Origin of the sequence: Tabrizicola sp., from assembly GCF_034366665.1 — a bacterium.
Taxonomy (GTDB): Bacteria; Pseudomonadota; Alphaproteobacteria; order Rhodobacterales; family Rhodobacteraceae; genus Tabrizicola.
Genome location: NZ_JAXMMF010000011.1, coordinates 19,382 through 30,049, shown reverse-complemented (window position 1 = coordinate 30,049; position 10,668 = coordinate 19,382). Strand labels below are relative to the sequence as shown.

11 protein-coding genes are annotated in these 10,668 nt (G+C 64.9%); 7 read left to right on the top strand and 4 right to left on the bottom strand.

Annotated elements, in window-relative coordinates; translation table 11 throughout:
* The coding region (locus U1E69_RS01315) for a LysR substrate-binding domain-containing protein (RefSeq protein WP_322242229.1) at positions 1-281 on the top strand (281 nt) is incomplete at its 5' end.
* A gap of 78 nt (positions 282-359) precedes the next feature.
* Here the strand turns inward: U1E69_RS01315 and U1E69_RS01310 are convergent.
* Together U1E69_RS01310 and uraH are read right to left on the bottom strand one after the other, a co-directional pair.
* Positions 360-1,811, bottom strand: coding sequence for a DUF2125 domain-containing protein (locus tag U1E69_RS01310; protein ID WP_322242227.1), 1,452 nt, complete (start codon positions 1,809-1,811; stop codon positions 360-362).
* 152 nt (positions 1,812-1,963) lie between these two features.
* Entirely contained in the window at positions 1,964-2,317 is a 354-nt protein-coding gene (uraH, locus tag U1E69_RS01305; protein ID WP_322242226.1) for a hydroxyisourate hydrolase, read from the bottom strand.
* A gap of 147 nt (positions 2,318-2,464) precedes the next feature.
* Here uraH and puuE point away from each other — a divergent pair, with 147 nt between their 5' ends.
* The 6 genes from puuE (at position 2,465) to U1E69_RS01275 (ending at position 9,044) form a co-directional block, all read left to right on the top strand.
* Complete coding sequence (gene puuE / locus U1E69_RS01300; RefSeq protein WP_322242225.1) at positions 2,465-3,880, top strand: allantoinase PuuE; 1,416 nt, start codon at positions 2,465-2,467, stop codon at positions 3,878-3,880.
* Complete coding sequence (locus U1E69_RS01295; RefSeq protein ID WP_322242223.1) at positions 3,877-4,719, top strand: bifunctional allantoicase/(S)-ureidoglycine aminohydrolase; 843 nt, start codon at positions 3,877-3,879, stop codon at positions 4,717-4,719. The genes puuE and U1E69_RS01295 overlap by 4 nt, the downstream gene beginning before the upstream one ends.
* Positions 4,720-4,801: 82 nt before the next feature.
* Entirely contained in the window at positions 4,802-5,275 is a 474-nt protein-coding gene (locus U1E69_RS01290) for an ureidoglycolate lyase (RefSeq protein ID WP_322242222.1), read from the top strand.
* A gap of 94 nt (positions 5,276-5,369) precedes the next feature.
* A complete protein-coding gene (locus tag U1E69_RS01285) occupies positions 5,370-6,854 on the top strand; it encodes a nucleobase:cation symporter-2 family protein (RefSeq protein WP_322242221.1) in 1,485 nt (494 codons plus the stop codon).
* 102 nt (positions 6,855-6,956) lie between these two features.
* Positions 6,957-7,733 carry a potassium channel family protein gene (locus tag U1E69_RS01280; protein ID WP_322242220.1) on the top strand — a complete coding sequence of 259 codons (777 nt, stop codon included), beginning with the start codon at positions 6,957-6,959 and terminating at the stop codon, positions 7,731-7,733.
* 105 nt (positions 7,734-7,838) lie between these two features.
* On the top strand, positions 7,839-9,044 hold the full coding sequence (locus U1E69_RS01275; protein ID WP_322242218.1) for a DUF2235 domain-containing protein: 1,206 nt from the start codon (positions 7,839-7,841) through the stop codon (positions 9,042-9,044).
* Positions 9,045-9,050: 6 nt separating this feature from the next.
* On the opposite strand, the gene U1E69_RS01270 is transcribed toward U1E69_RS01275, so the two are convergent.
* Together U1E69_RS01270 and U1E69_RS01265 are read right to left on the bottom strand one after the other, a co-directional pair.
* Positions 9,051-9,404: a cupin domain-containing protein gene (locus tag U1E69_RS01270; RefSeq protein ID WP_322242217.1), complete on the bottom strand. Its 354-nt coding sequence runs from the start codon at positions 9,402-9,404 to the stop codon at positions 9,051-9,053.
* 108 nt (positions 9,405-9,512) lie between these two features.
* A complete protein-coding gene (locus tag U1E69_RS01265; RefSeq protein ID WP_322242216.1) occupies positions 9,513-10,517 on the bottom strand; it encodes a PAS domain-containing protein in 1,005 nt (334 codons plus the stop codon).
* Positions 10,518-10,668: the final 151 nt, after the last annotated feature.

The window sequence follows — 10,668 nt, the reverse complement described above, 5'->3', positions numbered from 1 at the left end:
GCAGGTTCGAGATCACCGGGCCCTTCGAATCCGATGACGGCGATGTGCTGACAGGCTGGGCGCTGGACGGGCGCGGGATCGTTCTGAAACCCCTGTTCGAGGTCGCCGACCATCTGCGCGAGGGCCACCTTGTCCCCGTCGCCACCGCCACGCCGCCGCTGCCGATTCAACTGTCGGCGCTCAGCCAGCACCGCAGATTGAAGGACCCGAAGGTCCAGCTTTTCACCGACTACATGGCCGCTCAGATCCGCGAGGACCTGCGTCGCGCCACACACGCGTAGGGCGGGCGATCCACCCACCGCCGCAAAGAAAAAGGGCGGAACCGCAGCCCCGCCCTTCCCAATCCGAAACCGCAAGCCTTACATCGGCAGCGGCTGGCCGTTCACCAGGATCTGCATGCCTTCCTTGGCCTCGATCTTCGAGGTCAGCTCGTCGGCATTCGCACCCGGCACCATGAACATGCCCATCATCATCCGCGCGCCCATTGCGTCGTCTTCCGACATCAGGCCTGTGGCGATCAGCCCGTCGATCAGCGCGTTGGCACCGGTGACGCTGACGTTCGCCTCACCCAGCGGCATCGGGATGCCCATCGAGTTGTCGAAGGTGAACGCCCCGGTCGCCGCCAGCGCCGCGCCCGCGACCTTCACACCCAGTTCGGTGATGTTCAGGCTTTCCGGCGCAGGCGTGTAGGGCGCCCCACCCTCTCCCGACGCGATCAGCGCGGGCAGGTCCATCGTGGTCTTGCCCGAGATGTCGATGGCGATCTGGGCTGCATCACGCGGCAGGGCGGCGTTCGGGTCGAACATCGCCCAGGCTTCCTCGTTCACGCTGAAGTCGGCAAGCTTCATGACGAACGAATAGTCGCCCGCAGCTTCCGTCGCCACGACCGGAGTCGTCAGGTCGAACTCGATCGGCCCCGAGGTCACCTGCACCGGCACCGGCATCATCCCCGGCCCGGACGAGATATCCAGCCCCGATGCCATCGACTTCATCGAGAACGTGTCCTTGTTGAAGACGACCGTGCCTTCCCCGCCACCGGCCTTCATCACGAGGTCCATCGGCATGAAGGCGCTTTCCTGCGTCATTGTGCCGGTCGACTCACCCTGCTTGGTCGACAGGGTAAAGGACAGGCCCTCGTTCAGCGCGGTGCCAAAGTCGGCCGGCGCGGACATGGCGGTCAGCTGCATGCTGGAGGGCAGCGCAAACGCCATCGACATCTCGATGCCCGCGGTCTCGCTGGTCGAGGTCTGCTTCATCTCCATCCCGGGGTCATCGAGGCTGGTGTTGTAGGCCAGCACGTCGGCCGCGATATCCAGCCCGAAGGTCCGATTGGTGCCGGGCGTGTCGGAATAGGTGCCCGACAGGTTGGTAAAGCCCACAGTCCCCGCCGAGGTCACGGTCGGCGCTTCGGACCCGTCAAAGGATACACCCGGATAGCTGGTGTCATAGACGACATCCAGCTTGGCCGCCTCATAGTCATAGGCCAGCCCGCCATCGGCCTCGCGGGCGGTCAGGACCAGCCCGTCATGCGTCACGGTCACCGCACCCTCGGCCTCGCCGGCCATCGCCACGCCGATGTCGGCGCCCGGCTCGATCGTGACCGACCCGTCGTCCTCTTCGGTAAGCACCATGTCCGAAATCGTCAGGCCCGCCATGCCTTCGGGCGCGATCGACACGCCGTTCAGCGTCAGCACACCATCGGCATTGTTCTCCGTGGCAGCCGAAACCGTCAGCCCGACCAGCGCACCGGCATCCTTCCAGGACTGCCAGACCTGATCCGCAGTCAGCGCGGCGTGGGCAGTTCCGCTCATCAACAAAGCAAAGGCCGGGGCGGCCAAATACGAATTCATCCGAAACATGCGGTTCTCCTTGAAGCCGAAAAAATTACCCGGCCACATAAGACGTGTCTCGGCGGTTGTGCAAGTGACGCTTTCACGACCTTTTCGGGGCAATGGATCGCGCCTCAGGACCCCCGGTAGGTCGAGTATCCGAAGGGCGAGATCAGAAGCGGCACGTGATAGTGCTGACTGGCGTCCGGCACCCCGAAGCGAATGGGAATTTCATCAAGGAAAAGAATGGCTTCACCAGCCTGCCCGCTTGCCCGCAAGTAGTCGCCCGCACAGAAGACCAGCTCGTAGACTCCGGCCGTCAGCGCATCGCCTTCCAGAAGCGGTCCGTCCGTCCGCCCGTCGGCATTGGTCACGACCTCCTTCACCTTGCGGTGACTCTGACCGGAAATCCGGTAAAGCATGATCTTCACCCCCGCCGCGGGCTTGCCCTTTGCGGTGTCCAGCACATGCGTCGAAAGCCGTCCCATTCGTCATCCTCCATCGGTCTGGGGCATATCTGACCACGAAACGGCTCTACGTGCGACCCACGCTTGTCGGCATATGACTTTCCGTGAAATCCTGAAAATACCTTTTGCTTTTCTCCCCTAGTCTCGCCCCAAGAAGGAGACGCCCCCGTGAACCGTTACCCCCGAGATTTCCGTGGCCACGGCCCCAACCCGCCCGACGCCCGCTGGCCCGGCGGCGCGAAGATCGCCGTTTCTGTCGTCCTGAACTACGAAGAGGGCGGCGAGAACAACATCCTGCACGGCGACGCCCAGTCCGAGGCGTTCCTTTCCGACATCGCCGGGGCCGCCCCCTGGCCCGGCCAGCGGCACTGGAACATGGAGTCGATCTACGATTACGGCGCGCGGGCCGGGTTCTGGCGGCTGCACCGGCTGTTCACGGGCATGGACATTCCCGTCACGATCTACGGCGTGACCTCGGCCCTGGCCCGCAATCCCGAGCAGGTCGCCGCGATGAAGGCCGCCGGGTGGGAGATCGCGTCGCACGGGTTGAAATGGGTCGACCACCGCGACATGCCCCCCGAGGAAGAGGCCGCCCAGATCGCCGAGTCCTTCCGCCTGCATGAGGAAGTCGTCGGCTCCCCGCCGCAAGGCTGGTACACCGGCCGCTGCAGCATGAACACGGTGCGCCTGACCGCCGAGACCCGACGGCTGGCCTGGATTTCCGACACTTACGACGACGATCTGCCCTACTGGCGCGAATATGGCGACCATGACCAGCTGGTGATCCCCTACACGCTGGAAGCCAACGACATGCGCTTTGCCACCGCCCCCGGCTACATCACCGGCGAGCAGTTCTTCCAATACCTCAAGGACAGCTTCGACACCCTTTACGCCGAAGGCGAGGCGGGTCAGGCCAAGATGTTCTCCATCGGCCTGCACTGCCGCCTGATCGGCCGCCCGGGCAAGATCGCGGGCCTCAAGCGCTTCCTGGATTATGCAATATCCCACACCGGCGTCTGGTTTCCGCGCCGGATCGAGATCGCCGAGCACTGGCAAAAAACGCATCCTCACAAGCGGTTCGAGCGGCCCTCTGAAATGGCGCGGTCCCGCTTCGTCGAGCGGTTCGGTTCCATTTTCGAACATTCCCCCTGGATCGCCGACCGTGCCTTCGACCTTGAACTCGGGCCCGCCCATGACTCGGCCGCGGGTCTGCACAACGCGCTGACCCGGATGTTCAGGTCAGCCGCGCCCGAAGACCGGCTCAAGGTCCTGAAAGCGCACCCTGATCTTGCCGGGAAGCTCGCCGCCGCCAAACGCCTGACGGCCGAGTCCACCGCCGAACAGGCCTCCGCCGCCCTTGACGCCCTGACTGACGAGGAGCGAAGCCGCTTCCAGCGGCTGAACGAGGAGTATGTCGCAAAACACGGCTTTCCCTTCATCATCGCTGTCCGCGACAACACCAAGGCCACCATCCTGCAGGCCTTCCAGACCCGGATCAACAACGACACCGCCACCGAATTCACCACCGCCTGCGCCCAGGTGGAACGCATCGCCGAACTGCGCCTGAAGGACCAACTGCCATGAGCACCTATTACGCCCCGCCCGGCGGCCTGCCACCGCAGACCGCGCTGATGACCCAGCGCGCGGTCTTCACCGGCAGCTACTGCGTGATCCCGAAGGGCTGCTTTTCCGACATCGTCACCAGCTTCCTGCCCGGCTGGACGAAGACGAAACTCTGGCTGATCGCCCGTCCGATGTCGGGCTTTGCGGAAACCTTCAGCCAATATGTGATGGAGGTCGCCCCCGGCGGCGGCTCGGACGCGCCCGACGCCGAAACCGGCGCGGAACACTGGCTTTTCTTCACTGGCGGCCTTGCAACCCTGACCCTCGACGGCACCGGCTACGAGATGGAGGAAGGCTCATACGCCTATATCCCCGCAGGCACCCGCTGGACCCTTCTCGCCGAAGGCAGCGCCCCTGCCCGCTTCCACTGGCTGCGCAAGATCTACGAGCCGGCCCCCGGAACCCCCGCGCCCGAGGCTTTCGTCATCAACGAACGCGACGTCCCCGTCCGCTGGATGCCCGACACCGAGAACCGCTGGGGCACCACCCGCTTTGTCGAACCCGACGACCTGCGCCACGACGCGCATGTGAATATCGTGACCCTGCAACCCGGCGGCGTGATCCCCTTCGAGGAAACCCACGTCATGGAGCACGGGCTTTACGTTCTGGAGGGAAAGGCGGTCTACAAGCTGAACCAGGACTGGGTCGAGGTCGAAGCCGGCGATTTCATGTGGCTGCGCGCGTACTGCCCGCAGGCCTGCTATGCCGCCGGTCCCGGCCGCTTCCGCTATCTGCTTTACAAGGACGTCAACCGCCACGCCAAGCTGCGCGGCCCGGGCGCCTTCGGACCGGCACGATGAGCGCCGCCCGCCTCCACCTTCGGCACTCCTCGCTGGTGCGCGCCCCAGCGACGAGAAGGCGAAGCCGCACGAGGAGCCGCGCATGAGACCCCTGCGCACCGAACCTTTGACGGCCGAAGCCTTCGCCCCTTTCGGCGACGTGCTGGACGCGACCGGAGACTTCCGTCTGATCAACGCGGGCCTCTGCCAGCGCCACCACGACCGCGCCACGCTGGACTTCGGCGATGCGCGCGCGGGCATCTCGATCTTCCAGGCCCAGCCCCGCGCGCTGCCCTACAGCTTCGACCTGATCGAACGTCACCCCGACGGCAGCCAAGCCTTCATTCCCATGACGCAGAACCCCTTCCTCGTCATCGTCGCGCCCGATCCGCAGGCAGAACCGCGCGCGTTCCTGACAAACGGCGCGCAAGGCATCAACCTGCACCGTGGCACCTGGCACGGCGTGCTGACACCGCTGCATTCCCCCGGCATCTTTGTCGTGGTGGACCGGATCGGGCCCACCCCGAACCTTGAAGAACACCGTTACACCGAACCGTGGACGGTCCTCGCCCCCTGAACCGAGGGGGGCGTCCTAACCGGAGCGCATGCAGGGGCAATGCGCAGACGGCGCGAATACCAATGAAGCCCCAAGGGAAAAGGACAGAAACCGAATGACCACCACGCATCCCGTGGACGAGATGCTGCCACCGCCCAAGCTCTTCACGCTTGGCCTGCAGCACGTCCTTGTCATGTACGCCGGGGCCGTCGCCGTGCCCCTGATCGTCGGCCGCGCGCTGAAGCTGGAGCCGGCGGATGTCGCATTCCTGATCTCGGCCGACCTTTTCGTCTGCGGCCTTGTCACCCTGATCCAGTCGATGGGCGCGACCCAATGGTTCGGGATCAAGCTGCCGGTGATGATGGGCGTCACCTTCGCCGCCGTCGGCCCGATGGTCGCGATGGCCAATGCCACCCCAGGGGCGGACGGCGCCCGCGCGATCTTCGGCGCGATCATCGCCGCCGGAGTGATCTCGATCCTCATCGCCCCGGTTGTCAGCCGCCTCTTGCGCTTCTTCCCGCCGGTGGTCACCGGCACGATCATCCTGGTGATCGGCGTCAGCCTGATGCGGATCGGCATCAACTGGATCTTCGGCAACCCCGTCGGCCCGACCGCGCCGATGATCGTCGACCCCGTGCACGCCGACTGGCTGAAAGCCGTGACCGAGGGGGCCACCGCGGGCACCGTCACCGGCGTCACCGAACTGCCGCCCAAGTTCGCCCCCGCCGCCACCATGATGAACCCGGCCTACGCGCCCCTGGGCAACGTCGGCATCTCGGCCATCGTCCTGGTCTCGATCCTGCTGATTGCCCGCTTTGCCAAGGGCTTTGTCGCCAATATCTCGGTCCTTCTGGGCATCATCATCGGCGCCGTCATCGCCGTGGCCCTGGGCAAGATGACCTTCGACAAGGTGGGTGAGGCCGCCTGGTTCGGTCTGATCACGCCCTTCCACTTCGGCATGCCGACCTTCGACCTTGTCATGATCGTCACCATGACGCTGGTCATGATCGTCGTGATGATCGAATCCACCGGCATGTTCCTGGCCCTGGGCGACATGACCGGCAAGCCCGTCACGCAACCGATGCTCTCCTCGGGCCTGCGGACCGACGGCCTTGGCACCCTGATCGGCGGCATCTTCAACACCTTCCCCTACACGTCCTTCAGCCAGAACGTCGGCCTCGTCGGAGTGACCGGAGTCCGCAGCCGCTTTGTCTGCGTCGCGGGCGGGATCATCCTGATCGTCCTGGGCCTGGTCCCAAAGATGGGCGCGCTTGTCGAATCCGTCCCGACGATGGTCCTGGGCGGAGCGGGCCTTGTGATGTTCGGCATGGTCGCCGCCACCGGCATCCGCATCCTGGCAAGCGTGGACTTCGCAAAGAACCGCAACAACCTGTTTGTCGTCGCGGTATCCATCGGCATGGGGATGATCCCGCTGGTGGCCCCGAACTTCAAGCAGTGGATGCCCCATGACATCCACCCGCTGATCGAAAGCGGCATCCTTCTGGCCTCGATCACCGCCGTGATCCTGAACGCCTTCTTCAACGGCACTGAAGAACAGACCGAGGCGATCAAGGCCGCCGCCGCACAGGCCGACCACTGACCGACGTGCGGCCTTCCCGACCGGGAGGGCCGCACCCGCTTTCCCCCCTGACAGCCCGCGCCCGCCCGGCTAGACTTGCCCCTCTGGCCGCAGCAGGACCCCATGACCGAAGCCTCGCTCCGCACCCGCCTCCGCACGCTTTACGAAGGCGCCGGCCCGACCGGAGACCGCTTCCGCTATGCGCTTCTGGCCTTCGATCTGCTGACCGTGGCCTGGCTTATCACCTCGTCCTTCTTCGAACGCGGGCAGCAGCACGTCCAGATCGATGTGGCCATCGGCGCGGTCTTCCTGTTGGACTTCATGGCCCGGCTCTTCATCTCGCGCCGTCCGCTGAAGGACCTTGCCAGTTTCTGGGGTCTGGCCGACGTCCTGGTCATCCTCTCGCTTCTGGTCCCGATCTGGGGCGAGGGGCTGGCGTTCCTGCGGGTCCTGCGGCTTTACCGCGTCTTCCATTCGCCCCAGACGCTGGACCAGTTGCGCGACGACATCCGGGGCTTTCGCAGGCACGAAACCACGATCCGCGCGGCGCTGAACCTGATGATCTTCATCTTTGCGATGACCTCGCTGGTCTACCAGACCCAGGTCGGCCGCAACGAGGATATCCGCAACTACGTCGATGCGCTTTATTTCACCGTCACCACGCTGACCACGACCGGGTTCGGAGACATCACGATGGTCGGCAGCGGCGGCCGACTGCTGGCCGTGGTCATCATGATCTTCGGGATCAGCCTGTTCCTGCGCCTGGTCCAGGTCGTCCTGCGACCGCCCAAGGCGCAGTTCCCCTGCCCGACCTGCGGCCTGCGCCGCCACGACCACGATGCGGTCCACTGCAAGGCGTGCGGCACCGTGCTGAACATCCCCGACGACGGCCTCGACTAAGCCCCCCGCGATTGACAGGGTCCCGGGTCCGGATGCAGCATCCCGGCAAGGCCTGCCGCCGCATTTCCGCAGGTCCTGCATTTCCAGCACAGAGGGATTTCAGCCATGCACAAGCGCCTTGTTGTCTGCTTCGACGGAACCTGGAACGCCGCCGACAGCGAGCGGGCCGAGACCAACGTGGTCCGCCTGTCCCGCGCCATCCGTGCCAATTCGGGCACGGACGGCGTCCCGCAATTCTCGATCTACCTGCGAGGGGTCGGCACCAGTGGCTCTCGGCTGGATCGGCTGATCGCCGGGGCGACCGGCGCGGGGATCGACGATATCATCCGCACCGCCTACCTTTTCCTGGCCCAGAACTATGTCCCGGCCCACAAGGACGACCAGGGCCGCGACGTGCCCGCGGACGAGATCTTCCTGTTCGGCTATTCCCGCGGGGCCTATGCCGCCCGGTCGATGACCGGACTGCTTGGCTCGGCCGGGCTTTTGAAACGGCAAAGTCTGGGGCACCTGCAGACCGCCTGGTCCTACTACCGCGACTTCAAGAAGCGGTCTCCCCAGGACTTCGTCAGGCGCTATGCCAAGAAGAAGATCGAGACGCATGAAGAGGTCGCGGTGAACTTCCTTGGTGTCTGGGATACCGTTGGCGCCCTGGGCATCCCGGTCGGTTTCCTCAGCGAGATTTCGGGCCTGGTCCACGGTTTCCACGACACCTCGCCCTCGCGCATCGTGAAGCACGGCGCGCAGGCTCTGGCCATCGACGAACACCGCGACGAATTTGTCCCGACGCTCTGGACCGGGACCGCCCCAGCCGGTTCGACCATCGAACAGGTCTGGTTCGCGGGGTGCCACGGCGATGTCGGCGGCGGCTATTCCGACCGCGAACTGGCGGATATCCCGCTGCTGTGGATGATCGACCGGGCCAAAAGCGCGGGGCTTCAGGTGGACGAGACGACGCCCGGCCTTTTGCCGCATCCGGCCACGCTGAACGTCCTTGGCCCTACCCACGACCCGCGCCAGGGCTGGTCGATGAAGGACCACCTGACCCCCACCATCCGGTCGGTCTGCGAACAGAACGTGGCGGTCGACCTGATGGAACGGCTTTACCGCCCGCTTGGCCCGGACCGCAAGCCCCTGAAGACCATCAATGAACACGTGCACTGGAGCGTGATCGAACGCTTTGGCAAGCTGGGCCTGATCTCGCCCGACGATCTGGTAAAGACCCGCAAGCGGATGACCTACGCCCCGAAGAACCTCAAACCCTTGTTCGACGCCGCCCACCAGCCATTGCCGAAGACAAGGGTCTGGCTTTAGCCAGGCCTACTTCAGCTTGATGCAGAAGTGCTTGCGGACCGGAGCTTCGATGGTCCAGGTGCCCCTGAAGGTCGGCTCGACCACAAAGGCATCGCCCGGCCGCAGCGTCACTGGCTGGCCGCCGTCCGGAGTGATGGTGATCTGCCCTTCGATCAGGTGGACGAATTCGTAGAACTTGTAGGACGCATGCCACGACCCCACGGTCGCCTCCCAGGTCCCGCTGATCACGCTGCCATCGGCACTGGTGTGCTGGACCCAGGTCTTCATCATGGGCGAGCCTTCGGTCTTTACCCAGCCTTCCAGATCGGTGAGCATCGGCTCGGGTCCGGGGGCGGGGAAGCGGAAAACGGTGTCGGTCATGGCGGGTCTCCCTGTCTTTGGTCCTTGGTAGGATCGCACCGCGCCCATGACAAGCACAAGGACCGACCGGGACCAGCCGACAGCGACAAGACGGGCGAAGCGGAAGGATCAGTTCTGACGGGCCGCGTCCGCGGTGTCCTGCGCAAACCCTGCCTGGAAGGTGATGGTCGCGACCGGGCCAAAGGTATCCCAGCGCAGGTCAAGGCCGGCGTTGTTGGCCCGCAGCATCTGCGTGATGATGTTCAGCCCCTGCCCACCCTCGCGCGCGGTGGCGGACACGGCCTCCACCGCCGTTTCGCGCCAGAGGATCGTCAGCGCGCCGTCGGCACTTTTCCCGCTGACCGCTATATGACCGCCCTTGCCAATCGCGCCATGCTTGGCCGAATTGACCACGAACTCGCCGACGACAAGGGCGATGGCATCGCTGACCCGGGCGTCGATGACGATGTCGGGGTCCACTTCCAGATCCAGGTGCACCCCGATCTGCCCCCGGAACGGCTCGATCAGAATCGAGACCAGCGTGGCCAGACCGGACTGGGATTTGCCCGACACGAACACCGACTGCGCGTCGGCAATGGCCGTGATCCGGCGCTGCACTTCGTCCGAGAATGCGGACAACTCGGCATTGCCGCGGGAAAGCCCCCGGATCAATCCGCAGACGAGGGTATAGCCGTTGCGCAGCCGGTGCCGCATCTCGGCCACTACGGCCTCCATCGCGGCAATCCGGTTTTCCCGCTCGGTCACATCGCGCGAGATCGACAGATAGCCGACCGTCTGCCCGTTCTCGTCCGCTGCCGGATGAACGGCCACATCCCACCAGCGCTTGGTGCCCTTAGCGGTGGGGCAAAAGCCCGAAAAGGTCGAAATGCCATCTTCCACGGATTGCGAGAGCGCGGCGCTGACCTGGCCCGCACCGGCTGCCGGCCAAAGCTCGGACCATTCCTTGCCCGCGACAGTGTCGAAATCGTCGATCTCCATCGCGCACAGCCCGTTGGAGTTCATCCAGACCAGCCGCCCCTCAAGGTCGAGAAACTTCACGCAATCGGGGCTACGGTCCAGCACACGCGCAAGAGTCGGGATCGAAAGGGGCAGCGCACCGATCAGACCGCTCATGTGCACACACTCGTCTTTCAGGCTGATTGCTTAAGTTAGTCTGTGCCACAGTCAGGACAAGGATATCGTCAGTTTCCGACGCCAGGCTGCATTGCAGCAAGGCGCCGGTCCGGCACCGGATCGGGCCTCAGCCAGGCAGGCTGACGCAAAC